Origin of the sequence: Pseudomonas sp. B21-028 (genome assembly GCF_024749045.1) — a bacterium.
In the GTDB taxonomy this organism is placed as follows: domain Bacteria; phylum Pseudomonadota; class Gammaproteobacteria; order Pseudomonadales; family Pseudomonadaceae; genus Aquipseudomonas.
Genome location: NZ_CP087184.1, coordinates 5,964,723 through 5,986,775 on the forward strand (window position 1 = coordinate 5,964,723; position 22,053 = coordinate 5,986,775).

General features: G+C 62.1%; 18 protein-coding genes and 1 pseudogene. 10 read left to right on the forward strand and 9 right to left on the reverse strand.

Annotated features, from left to right (window positions below):
* Positions 1–9 precede the first annotated feature (9 nt).
* The 8 genes from LOY35_RS25965 to LOY35_RS26000 form a co-directional block, all read right to left on the reverse strand.
* Positions 10–3,462 carry a GMC oxidoreductase gene (locus tag LOY35_RS25965; protein WP_258628727.1) on the reverse strand — a complete coding sequence of 1,151 codons (3,453 nt, stop codon included), beginning with the start codon at positions 3,460–3,462 and terminating at the stop codon, positions 10–12.
* Positions 3,463–4,503: 1,041 nt separating this feature from the next.
* Entirely contained in the window at positions 4,504–5,070 is a 567-nt protein-coding gene (locus tag LOY35_RS25970) for a GNAT family N-acetyltransferase (RefSeq protein WP_258628731.1), read from the reverse strand.
* Between the two features lie 193 nt (positions 5,071–5,263).
* A complete protein-coding gene (locus tag LOY35_RS25975; RefSeq protein WP_258628734.1) occupies positions 5,264–6,034 on the reverse strand; it encodes an electron transfer flavoprotein subunit beta in 771 nt (256 codons plus the stop codon).
* Positions 6,035–6,049: 15 nt separating this feature from the next.
* Positions 6,050–7,270 (reverse strand): electron transfer flavoprotein subunit alpha/FixB family protein, encoded by a 1,221-nt coding sequence (locus LOY35_RS25980; RefSeq protein ID WP_258628736.1) that lies wholly within the window; start codon positions 7,268–7,270, stop codon positions 6,050–6,052.
* Positions 7,270–9,219, reverse strand: coding sequence for a dimethylglycine demethylation protein DgcB (gene dgcB, locus LOY35_RS25985; RefSeq protein ID WP_258628739.1), 1,950 nt, complete (start codon positions 9,217–9,219; stop codon positions 7,270–7,272). Before dgcB ends, LOY35_RS25980 begins: the two co-directional genes overlap by 1 nt.
* 169 nt (positions 9,220–9,388) lie before the next feature.
* Positions 9,389–11,449 carry a dimethylglycine demethylation protein DgcA gene (gene dgcA, locus LOY35_RS25990; protein ID WP_024776568.1) on the reverse strand — a complete coding sequence of 687 codons (2,061 nt, stop codon included), beginning with the start codon at positions 11,447–11,449 and terminating at the stop codon, positions 9,389–9,391.
* Positions 11,450–11,464: 15 nt separating this feature from the next.
* Positions 11,465–11,995: a DUF5943 domain-containing protein gene (locus tag LOY35_RS25995; protein WP_041021573.1), complete on the reverse strand. Its 531-nt coding sequence runs from the start codon at positions 11,993–11,995 to the stop codon at positions 11,465–11,467.
* A gap of 80 nt (positions 11,996–12,075) precedes the next feature.
* On the reverse strand, positions 12,076–13,053 hold the full coding sequence (locus tag LOY35_RS26000) for a dipeptidase (protein WP_258628743.1): 978 nt from the start codon (positions 13,051–13,053) through the stop codon (positions 12,076–12,078).
* 234 nt (positions 13,054–13,287) lie between these two features.
* Between LOY35_RS26000 and LOY35_RS26005 the strand changes: the two genes are divergently transcribed.
* From LOY35_RS26005 to LOY35_RS26025, 5 genes and pseudogenes are all read left to right on the forward strand, one after another.
* Entirely contained in the window at positions 13,288–13,689 is a 402-nt protein-coding gene (locus LOY35_RS26005; protein WP_258628745.1) for a lysozyme inhibitor LprI family protein, read from the forward strand.
* A gap of 17 nt (positions 13,690–13,706) precedes the next feature.
* Positions 13,707–13,928, forward strand: a pseudogene (locus LOY35_RS26010) (helix-turn-helix domain-containing protein); the annotation flags it as partial.
* Between the two features lie 154 nt (positions 13,929–14,082).
* Positions 14,083–14,544 (forward strand): hypothetical protein, encoded by a 462-nt coding sequence (locus tag LOY35_RS26015; RefSeq protein WP_258628748.1) that lies wholly within the window; start codon positions 14,083–14,085, stop codon positions 14,542–14,544.
* 70 nt (positions 14,545–14,614) lie between these two features.
* Positions 14,615–15,391 (forward strand): DUF4239 domain-containing protein, encoded by a 777-nt coding sequence (locus tag LOY35_RS26020; RefSeq protein WP_258628752.1) that lies wholly within the window; start codon positions 14,615–14,617, stop codon positions 15,389–15,391.
* 78 nt (positions 15,392–15,469) lie between these two features.
* Complete coding sequence (locus LOY35_RS26025; protein WP_258628756.1) at positions 15,470–15,886, forward strand: DUF3010 family protein; 417 nt, start codon at positions 15,470–15,472, stop codon at positions 15,884–15,886.
* A gap of 118 nt (positions 15,887–16,004) precedes the next feature.
* Here LOY35_RS26025 and LOY35_RS26030 read toward each other — a convergent pair whose 3' ends face one another.
* Positions 16,005–16,946 (reverse strand): GlxA family transcriptional regulator, encoded by a 942-nt coding sequence (locus tag LOY35_RS26030; RefSeq protein WP_024776561.1) that lies wholly within the window; start codon positions 16,944–16,946, stop codon positions 16,005–16,007.
* A gap of 181 nt (positions 16,947–17,127) precedes the next feature.
* Between LOY35_RS26030 and choX the strand changes: the two genes are divergently transcribed.
* The 5 genes from choX (at position 17,128) to LOY35_RS26055 (ending at position 21,974) form a co-directional block, all read left to right on the forward strand.
* Positions 17,128–18,078 (forward strand): choline ABC transporter substrate-binding protein, encoded by a 951-nt coding sequence (gene choX, locus LOY35_RS26035; RefSeq protein ID WP_258628758.1) that lies wholly within the window; start codon positions 17,128–17,130, stop codon positions 18,076–18,078.
* 72 nt (positions 18,079–18,150) lie between these two features.
* Positions 18,151–19,038 carry a 3-keto-5-aminohexanoate cleavage protein gene (locus tag LOY35_RS26040; RefSeq protein WP_258628764.1) on the forward strand — a complete coding sequence of 296 codons (888 nt, stop codon included), beginning with the start codon at positions 18,151–18,153 and terminating at the stop codon, positions 19,036–19,038.
* Between the two features lie 145 nt (positions 19,039–19,183).
* Positions 19,184–20,149, forward strand: coding sequence for an L-carnitine dehydrogenase (locus LOY35_RS26045; RefSeq protein ID WP_258628767.1), 966 nt, complete (start codon positions 19,184–19,186; stop codon positions 20,147–20,149).
* A gap of 164 nt (positions 20,150–20,313) precedes the next feature.
* Positions 20,314–20,790 (forward strand): thioesterase family protein, encoded by a 477-nt coding sequence (locus LOY35_RS26050; protein WP_258628770.1) that lies wholly within the window; start codon positions 20,314–20,316, stop codon positions 20,788–20,790.
* Positions 20,791–20,810: 20 nt separating this feature from the next.
* Positions 20,811–21,974: a gamma-butyrobetaine dioxygenase gene (locus tag LOY35_RS26055; protein ID WP_258628771.1), complete on the forward strand. Its 1,164-nt coding sequence runs from the start codon at positions 20,811–20,813 to the stop codon at positions 21,972–21,974.
* The last annotated feature ends 79 nt before the right edge of the window (positions 21,975–22,053 follow it).

Sequence of the window (22,053 nt, forward strand, 5' to 3'; positions counted from 1 at the left end):
AACGCGCCGCTAGCCGAGCGCAGTCTTCTCCAGGTGCTCAAGGATGATCGGATACACATCCACCACCGCATCCTTGCCGAAGATGCAGTCGATATGACCGTAGCCCGGCACCTCATGACGGCTGAACAGTTGCGGACCGTGCATGTCGCACAGCCGCTCATAGGTCTTGAGGGTGCTTTGCGGCAAGTAGCACTGGTTGTCGGCACCGCTGATGAAGCAGATCGGCAATTTCAACCGATCGAAATGCGGCATGTAGACGTCGTTGCCCTTGAAGTCCACCAGATGCCCCTTGCGCACGATCAGCGCCAGGTGCTCGAAGGTGTGCATGTTCGACTCGCCGAACAGTTCATGCAGGTTGTCGTGCAGGGTTTCGTTGAGGGTGTCGTGGCGGTACAGCGACGCATACATGAAAGTGATGCGATGGCAGACCGGGTTGGTGCAGTAGCCCTGGGCCTCGATCCGGGCGTAGCCGTTCAGCGCTTTGTCGTAGAGCTTGTTGAACCAGTTCTCCTTGGTGTCGGCGTAGGCGGTAAGAGACTTGATGCCGATGGCGTCGAGCATCCCCGGCAGGTGCAGGCCGGCCTTCAGACCGGTGGCCGTGGCGACCACCGTATCGGCGGCGATCTGCGAGCAAACCACCGAGCGCACGCCTTGCAAGCCCGCCAGCATCGACATGAAGAAAGTCGTCGCACCGTAGCAATGCACCACGCATTGCACGTCGCGGGCGAGGGTCGCCTGCTGGATCTGTTCGATAGCTGCCTTGAAGTCGTACTGGGCTACCTGGTCGCCGTTCCACTCATGCTTGCTGGCGGGCAGCAGGATGCTCACCCGCAGGTCCAGCAGCCAGACGTCGTACTCGTGCTTGCACAGGTATTCCAGCAGGTTGGTGTGGATGGTATCGGTGGAGAAGATGTTCGAGCCCACGCCCAGCCCATGAACCAGCATCACCGGACCTTTGCTGCCCGCTTGATAGCGGGTCAGGCGCAGTTGGACGTTGTCTTCGGTCTCGAAGAAATGCACGGTCGGCGCCGGTGCGTCCAGGGGCCGCTTGATCCGCGGTGGCGCATCCGGGTTGAAGTAGATATCCCCGGCGAACACCCCGCCATAACTCTCCCACAGGATGCCGGCAAAGAACTTGCCGAACCGCGCCAGAGCCTCTACCCGCTCACGTTCATTACGCGCGTTGAGCACCTTCATGGTGGTCATCTGTTTGGCAAAGTCCGCCGGCAGGATGTGCATCACACCCGAGCCGAGTACCGCGCCGGTCTTGTCCGGCCCACGATAGAGCGTGACGTAGAGGGTGCTGGTGTCATGCCAGACGTTCAGCACGCCATTGTCCTCGGGCACGGTTTTGAAGGCGCTGAAGTAATAGTCGCTGCCGTCCTCGGCGGTCAGCTTCATGTCGTAGTTCATGTGCCGCACGCCCACCTGCTCTTGGTATTGTTCGAACAGGTTGAATACGCCGTTGCTGGCGACCAGCGGCTGCGGCGAGAGCAAGGGCGCATCCAAGGTGCCCACCAGCGTCGCGGCGTGTTCCGGCTCCTTGATCATGCGATTGAGGTCATCGGCGGTGATGGTCAGGGTGAACTCAATGGTCGAGTTGTCGGCTTTTCCGCGTTTGGCCGCCGCTTCGTAAAGCGTGAGGTCGGTGCCCTGGGCCTGGGTGAAGGCGCTGGAGAAATAGCCCTTCATGGTTTCGGTGAACTGTACGCCGAGGGTCGGCGCCGCCACCGACTTGCGCGGGGCCGAAGGCAGCGTGTAGTCGATCAGCCAGCCGCGATCGGCCGCCAGCAGGCCCATGTTGCGCTCGCTCACCGCCGAAATGGTCAGCAACGGATTGACCGCTAGGGAAGTCGGGATCACCGCACCATCGGCCACGTACAGGCCGGGGTAGACATCCGTACCGCTGGCGCCACTGAACACCTGGCCCTTGTGGTTGACCACACCTTGCGTCGCGTCCTCGCCCATCACGCAACCGCCCAGGGGATGGACCGAGACGATGCTGTGTTTGAGCAGCTTGGTCCAGATCGGGTTCTCGACCCAGATCCCGCCCAGCGCCTTGGTGCTCTGATGCAAGCGTTCATTGCCGAGGGTGACGTTCTCCTGCTCACCGACACCGGGCCAGTCGATGCGCAACTGGTCTTTGTTGTCGAGCACCATGCGACCCTTGCCGTTGTCGTGGCTCATGATCAGGTAGGTCTGCATGTTGTGCAGCGCGCCGTGGTACGGGCCGCGCAAGAAGCTCTCGGCTTCCCGCCCCTTGTATTTGAGGCTGGCCCCGAAGCCGGTATCGGTGGGCACGCCAATCATCTCGGCGAACGCGGCCATGCTCGGCACCATCGGCCGGCCAAGCGCGCCGGGAATCGAACCTTCCTCGATAACCATGCGGCTGCGCCAGTCACCCTCGGTGCGCATGTCGATGATCGAGGTGATGCACGGCCCCACCGGCTCCAGCTCCTTGGCCGAGTGGGCGCCGAAACCGATGCCGTTGATGGTCTGGTCGCAGTTGTGGCCGAACCCGAGGATGTCGCCATTGCCGCTCATGTTCTCGCCCAGTTGATTGGACATCGCCAGGCCCTTGTCCCGGGAGCGCAGCATGATTTCGGTGGACCCCAGAGTGCCGGCCGACACCACCACGATGTCGGCGCGCACGAACAGGGTCGGTGCCGAGAACAGTTCGCGGCCGCTGTCCAGATACTGGAAGTGCACGATCCAACCGTTGCCGTCGCGCTCCAGGTGCCGCACCTCGGCCTGGCAGAAAATTTCCGCGCCATGGTTCCAGGCATCCGGCAGGTAATTCATCAGCGTGGTGTTCTTGGCCTTGTTGTTACAACCCGAGACGCAGTCGCCACAGCCGTTACAGGGCAATTGTTCGACGCCGACGTGGTTGAGGTTGTTGGGTAGCTTGTCGAACGTGACGTTGATCGGCGGCTTGTAGAAATGCGCGCCTTGCTTGAGGTAATCAGCCGATTTCTTGTGGGCGTCGAGCTTGGGCAGGTTCGGCGCCGAGGTCGGATAAGGGTTGGGCTTGAGCATCTCGCGGGCGCGCTCGTAGCCATCCTTGAGCAGCGTGTCACGGTGTTCACGCACCTCCAACGGCCAGCGTGGATCTTCGAATACACCCGGCTCCGGCTCCAGCGCGACGTTGGCGTTGATCAGCGAAGTGCCGCCCAGGCCACAGCCCACCACCACGTTCTGCTGGGCATTGACGTGCAGGTCGAACATCCCGGTGCGCGAGCCGATGTGGCCGTCCGGGTCGTGCACTTGCAACTCCTCGGTGGCCGCCAGCATGGTGTTGGGGTATTCGCCGGGCTGCATTTCCCGGCCCCGCTCCAGCAGGCACACCTTGCGCCCGGCCCGGGACAGCCGTGAAGCGGCGATACCACCGCCGTAACCGGAGCCGATGACGATAACGTCGTAATGCTCCTTGATATCGCTGATGGGGGCCGAGATCCGTGTCATGTCCAAGTCCTCTCAGGCAGAAAGGGCAACTCTGCGGTTGCCTGTAAATCGAAGGCGTACCAACGCCTGGCCACTGTCCCGTAGGGGGACGCGCGGCAGTCAACGGTGTTGCGGGGGAAACGAGGTGCGGGTGAACGCTATTGACGCGCACGCTGGTTGACGGCGCGACGACGGATGCGTCTGGGCAACAACATGGGTGGCATCGGGGTGCAATTCACCGAGGAGGGGAGGTACGTGTGAGGGTGTCGGCTATCCATCCTGTGCTCTCCCTGAACCGGATGTGGATAAAAACGCTGATGTCCTTGTGGGTTGGAGTGAAGACACACGACAGGTATGCGTCAAGGCAGTTCCTTAGAACTGTATGAAATTTGATCTATAGCGTTTCAGACTATGCCCGCCGGGGGCCGCAGCCTTTCGCAAACAAGTTATCCACATGACCACCCACAGCTAATGGGGACAAGTACATTCGGGATAGGCGACTCTGAGGAAAAAATCAGGGAAAACCGTGATTTACGTACGTCGAAGGTTTTTCTGTCATATTGGTTATTTTTTGATCAGAAGCCGGAGAAGCTTGATTTACATGGCTTACAGCGGTAAGCGAACACCTTATCCACAGAAGCGCCAACAGTGTTTGGGGGTAAAGTTGACGACTCTGTGGAAAACCGTGAGCAGGCCCCTTAAATCAAGGTTTTTTGGGGAGTTTTCCAATCGGACAGGCGAATTGATCATTTACTGATCAATCGAGTGAAAGGCCCGCTTCGCGTGGCTTGTAGAGGACAGCGAACATCTTATCCACAAAAGCGCCAACAAATATTGGGGGCAAAATGTGCATCATCACTGTCCGCGCCGATCGGAAAAAGCCAATAAAAACCGTAAGTTGGGCTGATCAATTTTTGATCTAAGCCCTGGAGAGCTTGATTGGTAAGGCGTATGGCAAGGAACGAACAGGTTATCCACAGGTGGGTATACAGCAACTGTGGGTAAGCACCGGTCCCGGATGAAGAACCCGCTCGCTCTCTACGGGTTTCCATCCAGCAGCGGTCAGGACCGATACATCAGATACGCCTCTCCCGTTACCCGAATCATTGGGTGCGGGACAATCTGGCAGGTTTTAACGATGCCAAAGCCATGGCGTTCATAGAAACGCCGGGCGCCGGTGTTCGCTGCGTAGTCGATCAGGCTCAGGCCCTTGAGCTCCAATCGATCGGCCCGCTGTTGTGCCAGCTCGAGAAAGCGCACGCCCAGCCCCTTGTTGCGCCAACCTTCATGCAGGGCAAGACTTGATATATAGAGCGTATCGGGAACTTCCATATCAGCGTAAGGCGCAAGCACCGGATCGGTGACCGGAGTCGCCAGCGGATCATGACGCATCACGTAGCAGTGCATCATCCCGATGACCCGACCCTCAGCCTCTGCAATGACGCAGTTCTGGTAGGAGAAATCAACATCCTCACGTGCGTAGCGAGCCGCGCCCACCTCGACGAGGTCCTGTCCAGGCTCCGCCAGTTGGCTCCAGATGTAATCCGAAGCACCTTCGGAGGATATCTGGAACAAGCGAGCGATCTCGGGCGCATCCGCGGGTAAAGCCGGACGAAATTCAATAGTCATGAAAGGGGATTCCAATAGCTGTCAGACGCCTTGGGAGGTTATCCACAGGTGTATGCAGAGTTGTGGGTAAACCCGAGCCTCTGTGGGAGCGAGCCTGCTCGCGATAGCCGGATATCAAACAACATTGTTGTCGCTGACACGCCGCTATCGCGAGCAGGCTCGCTCCCACATGGGGTTTTGCGGGGATGTGGGGTTAACGAACCACCCCTTCCTCCACCAACAACTTGAGAATCGCTTCGGCACCGGCCTCCGGGCTCACACCCTTGAGCACCTGCCCGCCTCCGCCACTGGCCTTGGCCGTGGCGGCCTTCATGCGATCGGCGCCGCTCTTGGCCTTGATCACTTTCAGGCGCTTGGGGCGTGGCTTGGCTGGTTGCAGCGTTGCCGCCGCGAGCAAGTCGTCGTCGATCACTTCGACTTCTTCGGCATGCAGGGCGCCACGTCGGGCCGGGCCGTAGGCACTTTGGCGAGGTTTTGGCGCCGCATTATCCACAGTGGCGAGAAACGGCAGGCGCACCTTCAGCCGCCGCCGTTGACCGCGGGGCAAGGCTTGCAACACCAGGGCCACGCCGTTTTCGATGGATTCCACCTGGGCCAACCCCACCACCAGCGGCCAGCCCAGGTTTTCCGCCAGTAGGAACGGCAGCATTCCCGAGCCTTCGCCGGTTTCCGCTTGGCTACCGGTGAGCACCACCTGGGGTCCCGCGTCGCGCAGGTAATCGGTCAGGGCCGGGAGCGCGTCGGCCCCCGCCGGGTTTTCCAGCACGCGAAGCTCGTCCAGGCCCATGCCCAGGTAAGCGCGCAGGGCCGGTTCGGCCACGTCGCCGGCATGCAGTACTTGCAGGTCGCTTCCGGCCAGTTGCAAGCCCAGCTCCACGGCCCGGGCGTCCTGATCGGCACGCCTTGGCCGACCGGAGGTAGGGTGGGCACCGATGGAGACGAGGCTGATCACTTGAGTCGTCATGGTTGAATCCTTAGCTTAAGCCGCATCGCGTTTGGCTTCGTTGCGGTAAGCCTCTACGGCCGCGATCAGCGCCTGGAGAATCGCCGCGCTGTCGCCGATCACCGACAGGTCCGCCCGCTTGATCATGTCGCAACCCGGATCGAGGTTGATTGCCACCACCTTGTCGCAGGCACCGATGCCTTGCAGGTGCTGGATCGCCCCGGAGATCCCCACGGCCACATAGACCCGTGCGGTGACCCAGGTACCACTGGCGCCGACCTGACGGTCCCGGGCCATGAAACCATCGTCCACCGCCACCCGCGAAGCGCCTTCGGTGGCGCCCAGGGCCGCAGCGGTCTGGTGGAACAGCGCCCAGTCCTTGACCCCGTTGCCGCCCGAGAAAATGAATTCGGCTTCGGCCATCGGGATCGCGCCCGGGTCCACCGCCACCGCGCCCATATCCTCGATGCGCGACAAGCTGCGGGCCACGCTTGTGGATAACTCCACTGGCAACGCCTCGTGTCGGGTTTCGCTGACCGGTTCGGCACATTCGGCGGCTGCCAGGATCAACCGGGCCAAAGGCCGGGCCAAGTCTTGCAGGCCCGCGCCGGCGCGACCGATGCACTCCTCGCCCTTGACCTGCCAGACGCGGGTAGCCGGGCGTTCGCCCAGGGCCGCGGCGAAGCGCCGGCCCAGCTCGGCGCCACCGCTACGGCTGTCGGGCAGCAACCAATGCCGCGGGTTGAACTGGTTATCCACAGCTCGCAGGCCTTGCACGCGCTGTTCCGGTGCGTAACCGCTGAATTCCTCGCCGTCCAGCACCAACAGGCGGTCGACGCCGGCCGCGGCGAACGCGCTTTCCTTATGCTCGCCGAAGACCACTGCCAGCACCGCACCGTCCGTGCCGGCCAACTGATGAGCCAGGCCCAGCAGATCGCGGTCGTGACTGCTGAGGCGTCCGCCCACCATGTCCGGCACCACACAGATGTGGAACGCCGGTTGTGGCACTTGATGCAACGGCAGCTGTACTTCAGCCGCGGCGCTGCGCTTGGCCGTGCCGCCCTGCTGGGCGCCGCTGCGGTCGATACGCTTGATACCGTTGGGGCCGATGAAGCCGACGCCGTGGACATTCTTGCGAATGATGCCGTTGGGGCCCATCCAGCTATGCTGGACCGGCTGCATGGCCGCGTGCAGCGGGTGCAGGCGGTTGCGGGCGATCCACTCGGCGCGAGGGTCGCGGCGGATGATGTCGCTCATTAATGCACCTCCGCAGGTTCACGTTTGGCCGGGGCCGCAGACTTGCTCGGCGCCGCCTCTTCGAGCAGGGCATCGGCCACCAGTTCGGCGATGTCCTTGATCATCGGCCGAGGCTCGACCACACCTTCAAGCATCGCGGTGCATTGTGGACAACCCACGGCCACCAGCTCGGCACCGGTTTCGCGGATGTCTTCCATGCGCATGTCCGGGATCCGCTGCTTGCCCGGAATGTCGGTAATCGGCGCACCGCCGCCACCGCCGCAGCAACGCGAACGGAAACCGGAACGCTGCATTTCCTTGACCTCGATGCCCAGGGCGCGCAGCACCTGACGCGGCGCCTCGTACTCGCCGTTGTAGCGACCCAGGTAGCACGGGTCGTGATACGTCACGCTGTCACCCTTGTGCTGGCCGAGGTTGAGGGCGCCGGCGTCGATGATTTCCGCCAGGTAGGTGCTGTGGTGCTGCACCAGGTAGTTGCCATCGAAGGCGCCGTATTCGTTTTTCAGCACGTGGAAACTGTGAGGGTCGCAGGTCACGATGCGGTTGAAGCTGTATTTGCCCAGGGTCTGGATATTGCGCTTGGCCAACAGCTGGAACGTCGCTTCGTCACCGAGGCGCCGGGCCACGTCGCCGCTGTCGCGTTCTTCGAGACCGAGCACGGCGAAATCGATATTCGCGGCCTTCAGCACTTTGACGAAGGCGCGCAAGGTGCGCTGGTTGCGCATGTCGAAGGCACCGTCGCCGACCCAGAACAGCACGTCGGTGGATTTCTTCTCGCTGAGCAGGTTCAGGTTCAGGTCCGCCGCCCAGTTCATCCGCCCGCCCGGGGCGAAGCCGCCAGGGTTATCGGTGGCGATGAGATTTTCCAGCACCTCGGCACCCTTGTTCGGCGTGGCGCCTTTTTCCAGGGTCAGGTGACGACGCATGTCGACGATGGCATCGACGTGCTCGATCATCATCGGACATTCCTCGACGCAGGCACGGCAAGTGGTGCAGGACCACAGCGTCTCGGCGTCCACCAGGCCGTTGACGATCGGCTGGTGCGGATTGCCGCCATGTTCGCCCACCGGTTTGCCCGGATACGGGCTGCCGGCGAACTTCGCATCGGTGCCGCCGGCCAGGCCGACGACCATGTCCTGGATGAGCTTCTTCGGGTTCAGCGGCTGGCCGGCGGCGAACGCCGGGCAGGCCGCTTCACACTTACCGCACTGCACGCAGGCGTCGAAGCCGAGCAACTGGTTCCAGGTGAAATCCTTGGGTTTCTCCACACCCAACGGTGCGCTCGGATCGTTCAGGTCCAGCGGTTTCAGACCGGTAGAACGACCGCCGCCAAAGCGCTCGGCACGACGGTGCCAGGCCAGGTGCAGGGCACCGGCGAAGGCGTGCTTCATCGGTCCGCCCCAGGTCATGCCGAACAACAGCTCCGACACGCCCCACAACACGCCGACGCCCAGGATCGCCGCCAACAGCCAGCCACCGAAGTTTTCCGGGAGAATCCCGGCCACCGGCAGGGTCACCAGGAAGAACGAAGCCGAGAACGCCAACAGGCTTTTCGGCAGGCGCATCCACGGGCCTTTCGACAGGCGCGCCGGCGGATTGCGTCGACGCAGGTAGACAAAGATCGCGCCGACGAACATCACCGCCGACATCAACAGCAGTGCATAGCCGAGGAAACGGTTATGCAGGCCGAAACCGTGCACCAGGATCGCCAGCACCAGCGATGCCACCGCACCACCGGCCGTGGCAACGTGGGTGTTGGCAATGTATTTGTCCCGCGCCACCACGTGGTGCAAATCCACCATGTAGCGCTTGGGCATGGCAAAGAGGCCGCCGATCAGGTTGACCTTGGACGGTCGCCCCCGGCGCCACATGTTCACCCGCCGCAAGGCGCCGAGGACCGCGAGGCCCAAAGCGGCGAACAGCAGGATGGGAAGAAGGGTGTTCAGCATGGTGAAGCTCCCAAAGACCTCAGGTCTTGCAGGCACAGAAACCTGGATGTCTTGCTCGACTCCTGTGGGAGCAAGGCTGGCCCGCGATGGGATTGACTCGGTCAGTCAGATGCTCCGTATCGCTGCTATCGCGGGCAAGCCTTGCTCCCACAGGGTTATCCACAAGCCGTTAGAAATCCTTGCACAGCCGCAGGGCGTCGTAGATCGCGGCGTGGGTATTACGCTGCGCTACACAGTCACCGATGCGGAACAGCAGGTAGCCATCGCCGCTCTGCTCCAGGCACGGTTGAGGCTTGATCGCGAACAGGGCTTCGACGTCGATCTGGCCCTTGTTGCGCGAACCTTCCTTGAGGGCGTAGTAGATTTCCTCGTCCGGACGCACGCCGTTCTCCACCACCACCTGGTCCACCACGCGTTCTTCCTTGGCACCGGTGTATTCGTTCTCCAGCACCGCCACCAGCTTGTCGCCTTCGCGGTAGACCTTCTCCAGCATCATGTCCCCGGTCATGATCACTTCTTTCGGGTACATGCTGCGGTAGTAGGTTGGGAACGACGTCCCGCCAATGGCCACGCCCGGTTTGATATCGTCGGTGACGATCTCGACCTGGCTGCCCTTGTCGGCGAGGAAGTCGGCCACCGACATGCCGGTGAACTCGCAGATGGTGTCGTAGACCAGCACGTTCTTGCCCGGTGCGACCTTGCCGTCAAGCACGTCCCAGCTGCTGACCACCAGCCCTTCGGCGGCGCCCCAGTGCTCGTTCTGCTCCAGGAACGGATGACCGCCCACCGCCAGCACCACCACATCCGGACGCAAGTCCATGATGGTTGCCGCGTCGGCCGCCACGCCCAGGCGCAGGTCGACTTTCAGTCGCGCCAGCTCCAGTTGGAACCAACGGGTAATACCGGCGATCTGGTCCCGTTGCGGGGCTTTCGAAGCGGTGGTGATCTGCCCACCGATGAATTCCTTCTTCTCGAACAGGGTCACGTCGTGCCCACGTTCGGCCGCCACGCGAGCGGCTTCCATCCCGGCCGGGCCGGCACCGACCACCACCACCTTGCGTTTCGGCCCGGTGGATTTCTCGATGATGTGCGGCACGCCCATGTATTCACGGGAGGTCGCGGCGTTCTGGATGCACAGTACGTCCAGGCCCTGATATTGACGGTCGATGCAATAGTTGGCGCCGACGCACTGCTTGATCTGGTCGACCTGGCCCATCTTGATCTTGGCGATCAGGTGCGGGTCGGCGATGTGGGCGCGGGTCATGCCGACCATGTCTACGTAACCGCCCTCCAGGATCCGCGTGGCCTGGTTCGGGTCCTTGATGTTCTGCGCGTGCAGCACCGGGACCTTGACCACTTCCTTGATACCGGCGGCCAGGTGCAGGAACGGCTCCGGTGGATAACTCATGTTCGGGATGACGTTGGCCAGGGTGTTGTGGGTGTCGCAACCCGAACCCACGACGCCGATGAAATCCAGCATGCCCGTGTCGTCGTAGTACTTGGCGATCTGTTTCATGTCCTCATGGGACAGACCGTCCGGGTGGAACTCGTCACCGCAGATACGCATGCCGACGCAGAAGTCGTCGCCCACTTCGGCGCGCACGGCCTTGAGCACTTCCAGGCCGAACTTCATCCGGCCTTCGAAGCTGCCGCCCCATTCGTCGGTACGCTTGTTGACCCGTGGGCTCCAGAACTGGTCGATCATGTGCTGGTGCACGGCGGACAGCTCGACGCCGTCCAGGCCACCGGCCTTGGCCCGGCGCGCAGCCTGGGCGTAGTTGCCGATCACCCGCCAGATTTCTTCCGGCTCGATGGTCTTGCACGTGGCACGGTGCACCGGCTCACGGACACCGGACGGCGACATCAGGGTCGGCCAGTTGAAGCCGTCCCAGCGCGAGCGACGGCCCATGTGGGTAATCTGGATCATGATCTTGGCGCCATGCTTGTGCATGGCGTCGGCCAGGTTCTGGAAATGCGGGATGATGCGGTCGGTGGACAGGTTCACCGAGCTCCACCATTCCTGCGGGCTGTCGATGGCAACCACCGACGAACCACCGCAGATCGCCAGGCCGATGCCGCCCTTGGCCTTCTCTTCGTAATACTTCACGTACCGGTCGGTGGTCATCCCGCCGTCAGTGGCATAGACCTCGGCGTGAGCGGTGCTGAGCACGCGGTTGCGGATGGTCAGTTTGCCGATCTGGATCGGCTGGAACATTGCTTCAAAAGCCATGGCGCAATCCTCGACTTACAACGGCTTGGTGATGAACAGGCCGTCATCGTGGCCTTCTTCGGAACCACCATAGACCTGTTCGGCCACGGTACGGATCGAACTACCGCGAGCAGCGAGGATCTGGTCCATGGCACCGGCGAACCAGCCGGTGAACATGTAGTCGACCTTGCGCCCGACCTTGCCGTACACATAGACGAATGCCGAATGTTCGAGCTTGACGCTGCAGGTGCCTTTGTCGAGGTCGATGTCCTGGATCTTGAACAGACCCCAACCACGTTGCGACAGACGCTTCATGTAGTGCTCGAACACCGCGACGCCTTCCAGGCCGTGGCATTCGGCTTCTTTTTCACACCAGTGCCAGGCGGATTTGTAGCCGGCCTTGTAGAGGATCTCGGCGTAGGCGTCGGCGCCCAGCACTTCCTCGATACCCATGTGGTTGTTAACGAAGAAGTGACGCGGCACATAGAGCATCGGCAGGGCGTCGGAGGTCCAGACACCGGTTTCGCTGTCGACTTCGATAGGCAGTTGAGGGGCGATTTTGGCCATTGAAACTTGACTCCGGAAATTCGTGATGTTGCCTGCGACGCGGTTGGCCGCAGGTAAAGGATTCAGTGCAGCAGCGGCGTTTATTCGCCCCAGACGTCTTTCAAAACATTCACCCAGTTCTCACCCATGATCTTGCGTACCACTCGCTCGGAATGGCCGCGCTTGAGCAGCGTTTCGGTGAGGTTCGGGAACTCGCCCACGGTGCGAATGCCCAGGGGGTTGATGATCTTGCCGAAGCTGGTCAGACGACGGGCATAGCCCTTGTCGTGGGTCAGCATCTCGAAGAACGCCTGGTCATGGCCCTGAGTGAAGTCGGTACCGATGCCAATGGCGTCTTCACCGACGATGTTCATGGTGTATTCAATGGCCTCGGCATAATCGTCGATGGTCGAATCGATGCCCTTGGCCAGGAACGGCGCGAACATGGTCACGCCGACGAAGCCACCGTGGTCGGCGATGAACTTCAGCTCTTCATCGGACTTGTTGCGCGGGTGCTCTTTCAGGCCGGACGGCAGGCAGTGGGAATAGCAGACCGGCTTCTTCGACTCGAGGATGACCTCTTCGGAGGTCTTGGAACCGACGTGGGACAGGTCGCACATGATGCCGACACGGTTCATCTCGGCGACGATTTCACGACCGAAGCCCGACAGGCCGCCGTCGCGCTCGTAGCAACCGGTGCCGACCAGGTTCTGGGTGTTGTAGCACATCTGCACCACGCCGACGCCGAGCTGCTTGAAGATCTCGACATAACCGAGCTGGTCTTCGAAGGCGTGGGCGTTCTGGAAGCCGAAGATGATGCCGGTCTTGCCCTGTTCCTTGGCGAGACGGATGTCTGCGGTGGTTTTCACCGGGATCACCAGGTCGCTGTTTTCGCGGATCAGTTTCTGGCTGGCTGCGATGTTGTTGATGGTGGCCTGGAAGCCTTCCCATACCGACACGGTGCAGTTGGCAGCGGTCAGGCCGCCCTTACGCATGTCTTCGAACAGTTCGCGGTTCCATTTGGCAATGATCAGCCCGTCGATAACGATGCTGTCGGCGTGCAATTCGGCTGGGCTCATCAGGCAGTCCCCTTTTATCGGATTTCATGCGCCGAATCGTCTGCCGGCGCTTTGGGGCCAGCATATGCCTGAGGGCCATGGCGACCCGGTGCAAAAACGACAGGGGAATTGCCGAAAGCGTCAATACGCGACAAAGGGCTGCGCGAGGCCCACCCTCGCCGTCTGTTCTTTGCCCGGCGCTTGCGCCAGAATCCGCTGCATCACTGGTTTTCACTGGACTCGAGCGGCAACGCAATGAAATCAATCTTCCTGGCTTTGGCACTGATCAGCACCGTCGCCCACGCGACTGAAGACACCGAACAGAACCCCTGCGACGCCGTTGAAAACGACGTCCAGACCCTCGCCTGCTCCGCCTACGGCAAGACGGCTGCCGAACAACTGCTGAGCGAAAACCTGCAAAGCCTGAACGAACGCCTGCAGACCCGCTACGGCAGCGACAAGGCCCAGCTCAACGACATCACCGCCAAGATCAAGGCCGCCCAGCAACTGTGGCAGAAGCAGCGCGACGCCGACTGCGTCATCGCCGCCTTCCCGGCCAAACCGGGCAGCGAAGCGTACAAGATCGCTGAGAACGACTGCATGGCCCAGGTGAGCGATGATCGGTCGGAGTTTTTGGAGTCGATCGGACAGGAGTAAATTAGCTAGTGAATAGCAATCTAGTTCCCCATGAAGTCGTCAGCCGAATCGTAGACGGCGCAACCCCCATCCGTGCCTGGCGCGAACATTTGAACCTGACCCAGGACGACGTTGCCAGGCGCCTGGGCATCTCGCAACCGGCCTTCGCCCAGCAGGAGTCCGTTGCAAAACCCCGCCGGGCCACTCGCGAGAAAATCGCCGCGGCCTTTGGTATCCACGCCGATCAACTGGAACTCTAGTAGCTTTTCCGGTTAATCCGATCATTGAATCAGCCATACAGGCCACCAGCCGCCTACTGTCAACTCTGACAGTAGGCGGGCGAAACGGAGAAGCCTAGGATCAGCACGTGACAGGAATTCACGTGACTTTGGCCTAATCGCCAGGGAGCTGATCATGCTGACCCAACATACTCTTCCCCAGACGCGGAAAAATCCCTCATCCGGCAATGCGGTCGCTCAACTGGAAGACGGTGCGCCGTTCCAGTCCACCATGATCAATTTTGCCTACGACTATTACACGACGGACCGAAAGCTGCGCCTGACCCTTTCCGCCGTCCAGGTGCCGGACGACACGGCCCCTGAGCGGGTCATTCGCGGCATCGAAATGGTGTTCGACCCCGAGGTGACCACCGAGACCCTGGTGATCGGGGAGCAAAAGGTGCACGTCACTTACTGGACAATGTGGGCAGAGAACGGCCAGACATGCTTCCTGACCAACGATGCCGACAACGGCTCCGTCTCAGTGATTTTCAATCATGAGGAAGAAACCTACCTTGGCAATTTCACTTTCGGACCCGCCGGAAGCCTTATCCAGGGCAGCTTCTCCATCCAGGGACGGGACAACTTCACCCTTTGAGGCACCCACCGGGCATCGGCCGGATCCAGCCGTACAGACAAGTCGAGCACGACAATCAAGGGATTTTCGTATGCACGCGCTTACCGTCCTGCCCCTCTACGGCGTGGTCATTTTCATCGCCATCGTGTTGAGCATCGAGGCCGGTCGCAGGATCGGCAACCGTCATCTTGCCCTGGACCCGGAGGGTGCCCGCCAGGGCATTGGCGCGATTGAAGGCGCGGTGTTCGGCCTGCTGGCGCTGCTGATTGCCTTTACCTTCTCCGGCGCGGCCTCGCGCCTGGATCAACGGCGAGCGCTGATCGTTGCCGAAACCAACGCAATGGGCACCGCCTGGCTGCGCCTGGACCTGCTACCGGCCGGCGAGCAACCGGCGGTACGCCAGGCGTTCAGGGATTATGTCGACGCCCGGATCGACTACTACCGCGACTTGCGCGAGGACGAGATCGACGAAGCCGCCCATGACCGGGCCAATGACTTGCAGCAAACCATCTGGAAACACACCGTCGCCGCCCTGCTGCAGATGCCCACGCCGACCCTTGGGGTCAGTGCGTTGCAGGCGCAAAACGAAATGATCGATATCACCACCACCCGCGCCGTGGCCCACGAAACCCACCCGCCACTGATCATCTACCTGATGCTGGTGACCATGACCCTGGTCAGCGCCGTGCTGATCGGCTACGGCATGGCCGGTACGGCGCAGCGTCACTGGCTGCACAGCCTGGGCTACGCGGCGGTCATGGTCGGCGTGTTGTATGTGATCCTGGACTTCGAGTACCCCCGCTTCGGCGTCATCCGGGTCGACTACTTCGACAAAATCATGCTGGATTTGCGCAAGTCCCTGGACTGAGGCAATAAAAATCACCACGTCCCCCAGCTCCGATATGGATAGACTTGAGCCTCATGTCCCCCAACTCCGAAGGCTCGAATGATTATCTGCGGCATCGAAATCAAAGGCAGCGAAGCGATCATCGCCGTCGCTTCGCTGGACCAACAGACATTGAGTCACGTCGCGCTGAACACCCGGAAAATCGCTCTGGACGATGATGACGAAGCCGCCAACGTCAAGGCTTTCGCTGCCCGGGTACGGGCGTTCGTCGCCGAAAACGCTATCGAACGCATCGCCATCAAGAAACGCGGCAAGAAAGGCGAGTTTGCCGGCGGCCCGACCACCTTCAAAATCGAAGGGGTCTTGCAGTTGCTGGAGGGTTGCGACGTGACGTTGCTGTCACCGCAGACAATCAACGCGCAACACAAGAAACACGACTTCGCCCTGCCAGCGACGCTGAACAAGTATCAGCATGAGGCGTACAAAACGGCGTGCGCGGCGCTGATGAAGCAATAAGCAGATCTCCTGTGGGAGCGAGCCTGCTCGCGAAGGCGGTGGATCAGTAGGTATCCCTATCGGATTTGCCACCGTCATCGCGAGCAGGCTCGCTCCCACAGAAGCCCGTGTTCGGCCATCAGACCACCTTGCGCCGATCCTCCCGAGGGCACCGCTCGAACCTCGCCCGGTAACTGCGGGTGAAATACGACGGTGACTCGAACCCGCAAGCGATGCTCACCTCCAGCACACTCATGTCGGTCTGGCGCAGCAGTTGCCGGGCCTTTTCCAGGCGCAGGCGCAGGTAGAAGTTGCTGGGGGTGTCGTTCAGGTGCAGGCGGAACAGCCGTTCGAGCTGGCGCCGGGTGACGCCGATGGATTCGGCCAGCTCAAGGGTGCTCAGGGGCGGTTCGCTGTGGGTTTCCATCTCACCAATGACATGCACCAGCTTCTTGTTGCGGATGCCGTAGCGGCTGGCGATCTCCATGCGCTGGTGATCCTTGCGCGGACGGATGCGGCCGAGCACGAATTGTTCGCTGACCTGAATCGCCAGGTCGGCGCCGTGGGCTTGGCCGATCAGGTCCAGCATCAGATCGATGGAGGCAGTGCCCCCGGCACAGGTGATGCGGCGACGGTCGATTTCGAAGAGTTCCTGGGTCACGCTGAGCTGCGGATAGGACTCCTTGAATGCCTCGATGGCCTCCCAGTGCAGGGTCACCCGATGCCCTTCCAGCAGCCCCGCGTCGGCCAGGACCACGCTGCCCGTATCGATGCCGCCCAGGGTCACGCCCTCCTTGTCCAGCCGATGCAACCAGCGCTGCAATGCCTGCGTGGCGAACTTCAGCGGCTCGAACCCCGCCACCACCCACAACGTTGCGCCCTTCTTCAACGGTTCCAGCGCGGCATCGGCGTTGACCGACATGCCGTTGCTGGCCAGGACCGCGCCGCCATCGGCACTCAACACATGCCAGCGGTACAGTTCGCCGCGAAAGCGATTGGCGACCCGCAACGGCTCGATGGCCGAAATGAAACCGATGGCCGAAAAGCCCGGCATCAGCAGAAAGTAGAAATCCTGGGACATGGCGCACTCGACGGGTAGCGTGGAGATCTTGATACGCCACTTGCCAGAGCCGTTCAAGAGGTCGCCGCAGTGCAAGTGCGAGTCGCCGCAGTGCGTTTTGCGAAAGGGTCGGCTGCGTAACTTGGCATCACCGGCGCGCAGACGCCGGAACCCATAACAATAAGCTGCCGAGGAACCCGACATGAAACGACTGATCAGCTCCTGCGTTCTTGCACTCAGCGGTACCACCTTCCTGGGCATGAGCGCCGCCACCCTGGCCGCCGAACCCGCCGCGTGCCAGAACGTGCGCCTGGGCGTGGTCAACTGGACCGACGTCATCGCCACCAGCGCCCTGACCCAGGTGATGCTCGACGGCCTCGGCTACCAGACCAAACAGACCAGCGCCTCCCAGCAGATCATCTTCGCCGGCATCCGTGACCAGCGCCTGGACCTGTTCCTGGGCTACTGGAACCCGCTGATGACCCAGACCATCACGCCGTTCGTCGAGGCCAAGCAGGTGAAGGTACTGGAGCAACCCAGCCTGAAGGACGCCCGCGCCACCCTGGCCGTGCCGACCTACCTGGCCGACAAGGGCCTGAAGACTTTCGCCGACATCGCCAGGTTCGAGAAGGAGCTGGGCGGCAAGATCTATGGCATCGAACCCGGCTCCGGCGCCAATACCCAGATCAAGGCGATGATCGCCAAGAACCAGTTCGGCCTGGGCAAATTCCAACTGGTGGAGTCCAGCGAGGCCGGCATGCTCGCCGCCGTGGACCGTGCCGTGCGACGCAAGGAAGCCGTGGTGTTCTTCGGCTGGGCGCCGCACCCGATGAACGTCAACGTACAAATGACCTACCTCACCGGCAGCGAAGACGCCCTCGGCCCGAATGAAGGCATGGCCACGGTATGGACCGTCACGGCGCCGAACTACGCCGAACAATGCCCGAACGTCAGCCGGTTGCTGAGCAACCTGACCTTCACCGCCGAGGACGAGAGCCGGATGATGCAGCCGCTGCTGGATCACAAGGATCCGCTCGAATCGGCCCGGCAATGGCTCAAGGACCATCCCCAGGACAAGCAGCGCTGGCTCGAAGGCGTGACCACCTTCGACGGCAAGCCGGCCGCCGACAACCTGAAACTGACCAGTAACTGATCGAACGTTATCCCTCTGCGCGGCGCCCGTCCGGCTGCGCAGTGACTCACTACGCCTGAAGGAAACCGCACCATGAACCACGACGTCATCATCACCTGCGCACTCACCGGTGCTGGCGACACAACCGCCAAGAGCCCCCACGTGCCGGTCACACCGAAACAGATCGCCGAGGCCGCCGTCGAAGCCGCCAAGGCCGGGGCCACGGTGGTCCATTGCCACGTCCGCGATCCGCAGACCGGCAAGTTCAGCCGCGACGTGGCGCTGTACCGCGAAGTGATGGAGCGCATCCGCGAGGCCGACGTGGACATCATCGTCAACCTCACCGCCGGCATGGGCGGCGACCTGGAGATCGGCGGCGGCGAGCGGCCGATGGAGTTTGGTCCCAACACCGACCTGGTGGGACCGCTGACCCGCCTGGCCCATGTCGAAGAGCTGCTGCCGGAAATCTGCACCCTGGATTGCGGCACCCTGAATTTCGGCGACGGCGACACCATCTACGTCTCCACCCCGGCACAACTGCGGGCCGGGGCCAGGCGCATTACCGAGCTGGGGGTCAAGGCCGAACTGGAGATCTTCGACACCGGCCACCTGTGGTTCGCCAAACAGATGATCAAGGAAGGCCTGCTGGACAACCCGCTGTTCCAACTTTGCTTGGGCATTCCTTGGGGCGCGCCGGCCGATACCACCACCATGAAAGCCATGGTCGACAACCTGCCGGCAGACGCGGTGTGGGCCGGCTTCGGCATCGGTCGCATGCAGATGCCGATGGCCGCCCAGGCGGTGCTGCTGGGCGGCAACGTGCGGGTCGGGCTGGAAGACAACCTGTGGCTGGACAAAGGCGTGCTCGCCACCAACGGCCAACTGGTGGAACGAGCCGGCGAAATCCTCAGCCGCCTCGGTGCCCGCGTGCTCACGCCCGCTGAAGGCCGCAAGAAAATGGGCCTGATCAAGCGCAGCTGACCGCCCCCTCCACTCTCCCCTCTGTGGGAGCAAGGCTTGCCCGCGATGGCGATTGAACAGTCCACATCCGCGTTGAATGTGCCGCCGTCATCGCGGGCAAGCCTTGCTCCCACAGAAGATTACCGACCCTTTTCAGGAAACCACCATGAGCTTTATCACCGACATCAAGACCTTCGCCGCCCTGGGCAGTGGCGTCATCGGCAGCGGCTGGGTCAGCCGGGCCCTGGCCCATGGCCTGGACGTGGTGGCCTGGGACCCGGCACCGGGTGCCGAGGCAGCGCTGCGCAAACGCGTCGCCAGTGCCTGGGGCGCACTGGAGAAACAAGGCCTGGCGCCTGACGCCTCCCAGGACCGGCTGCGCTTTGTCGCGACCATCGAAGAATGCGTGCGCGATGCCGACTTCATCCAGGAGAGCGCGCCCGAGCGCCTGGACCTCAAACTCGACCTGCACAGCCAGATCAGCGCCGCCGCCAAACCCAACGCGCTGATCGGCTCCAGCACGTCCGGGTTGTTGCCGAGCGAGTTCTACGAAGGCGCCACCCATCCGGAACGCTGCGTGGTCGGTCACCCGTTCAACCCGGTCTACCTGCTGCCATTGGTGGAAGTGGTCGGTGGCAAGAACACCGCGCCCGAAGCCATCCGGGCCGCCATGCAGGTCTATGAATCGCTTGGCATGCGCCCCCTGCACGTGCGCAAGGAAGTGCCCGGTTTCATCGCCGATCGACTGCTTGAAGCGCTCTGGCGCGAAGCCCTGCACCTGGTCAACGACGGCGTGGCGACCACCGGCGAAATCGATGATGCCATCCGTTTTGGCGCCGGCCTGCGCTGGTCGTTCATGGGTACGTTCCTGACGTACACGCTGGCCGGTGGCGATGCCGGGATGCGTCATTTCATGGCCCAGTTCGGCCCGGCGTTGCAACTGCCGTGGACCTACCTGCCGGCCCCCGAACTGACCGAGAAGCTGATCGATGACGTGGTGGATGGGACCAGCGCACAACTGGGCAATCACAGCATCTCAGCATTGGAGCGCTATCGCGACGATTGCCTGCTGGCGGTGCTGGAGGCGGTAAGGGCCACCAAGGCCAGGCATGGCATGGCCTTCACTGAGTAAACCTTGATTTCCGGGCCTGTCCCTCTGGCCCCATCGCGAGCAGGCTCGCTCCCACAGGTATTTGGCGGTGTGAACATGATTGATTTCACTCAGTAGAACCCTGTGGGAGCGAGCCTGCTCGCGATAGCGTCCGCCCAACCAACATAATTGTCGGAACCTGAACCATGCCCACCCTCACCACCTACCGAACCCACATCCGCCCCGAATGGGTCGATTACAACGGCCACCTGCGCGACGCCTACTACCTGCTGATTTTCAGCTACGCCACCGACGCGCTGATGGACATGCTCGACATGGACAGCCAGAACCGCGACGCCAGCGGCCACTCGCTGTTCACCCTCGAATTGCACCTCAATTACCTGCACGAAGTGAAGGTCGACGCCGACGTCGAGGTGCATACGCAGATCATCGGTCACGACGCCAAACGCCTGCATCTCTACCACAGCCTGCACCTGGTTGGCGGGGACAAGGAGCTGGCGGGCAACGAGCAGATGTTGCTGCACGTCGATCTGGCGGGCCCGCGCTCGGCCCCCTTCACCGAGCCGACCCTGGGCAAACTCAAGGCCTTGATCAGCGAACAATCCGACCTGCCATCGCCGGCCTGCATCGGTCGGGTCATCGCCCTGCCTCCTGCCCGCTGAACCTCGACAAGGAGATCGCCATGAACACCGCTGCCGCTGTTGCCGACTCCCGGCGCTACCCCCGGGTTTGCGCGTTGACTGCGGCAAGCCCTTTCGCCGACCGGATACAGGTCACCTGGGCCGACGGCCGGATCAGCCCGTTTCATCATCAATGGCTACGGGATAACTGCCCCTGCCCAGACTGTGTCTATACCGTTACCCGGGAACAGGTGCTGGAAATCGTCGATGTGCCCGAGGACCTGGCGCCTGGCGCGATCAACCTCGATGCCGAAGACTGCCTGTGCGTGGATTGGCAGGACGGCCACCGCAGCCGCTTCGATCCGGGCTGGCTGCGCGCCCACGCCTACGATGATGAATCCAGGGTCGAGCGCCTGGCAGGCAAGGCCAAGCGCCAATTATGGAAACACGATCTGCACTTGCCGGTATTCGATTACCCGACGCTGATGGAAGATACCGACGCGCTGCTGCAATGGCTGCTGGCGGTACGGGACATCGGCCTGACCCAGGTGCGCGGCGTGCCCACCGAACCCGGTTCGCTGAAACAGCTTGCCCAGCGCATCTCGTTCATCCGCGAGAGCAACTTCGGCGTGCTGTTCAATGTGCAATCCAAGGCCGATGCCGACAGTAATGCCTACACCGCCTTCAACCTGCCGCTGCACAGCGACTTGCCGACCCGGGAATTGCAGCCAGGGTTGCAGTTCCTGCATTGCCTGGTCAATGACGCCGCCGGCGGCGAGAGCATTTTCGTCGACGGTTTCGCCATCGCCGAAGCCTTGCGCCAGGAAGACCCCGAGGCCTTTGCCGCGTTATGCGAGATCCCGGTGGAGTTCCGCAACAAGGACCGCCACAGCGACTATCGCTGCCTGGCGCCCATCATCGCGCTGGACGCGCTGGGGCAGGTTGCGGAAATCCGCATGGCCAACTTCCTGCGCGGGCCGTTCGACACCTCGGTCGAGCAGATGCCCAGGCTCTACCGCGCCTACCGGCGCTTCATCGCCCTGACCCGCGAGCCGTCATTTCGCCTGACACAGCGGCTGGAGCCCGGCCAGTTGTGGTGCTTCGACAACCGCCGCACCCTCCACGCCCGCAACGCCTTCGACCCGGCCACCGGGGCGCGGCATTTCCAGGGCTGCTATGTGGATCGGGATGAGTTGCTGTCGCGGATTCTGGTGTTGCAGCGCTAGACCGCGCCGCGGCCATCGCGAGCAGGCTCGCTCCCACAGGGAAATGGGGCTTTATGTGAAAACGAGCCTGCTCGCGATG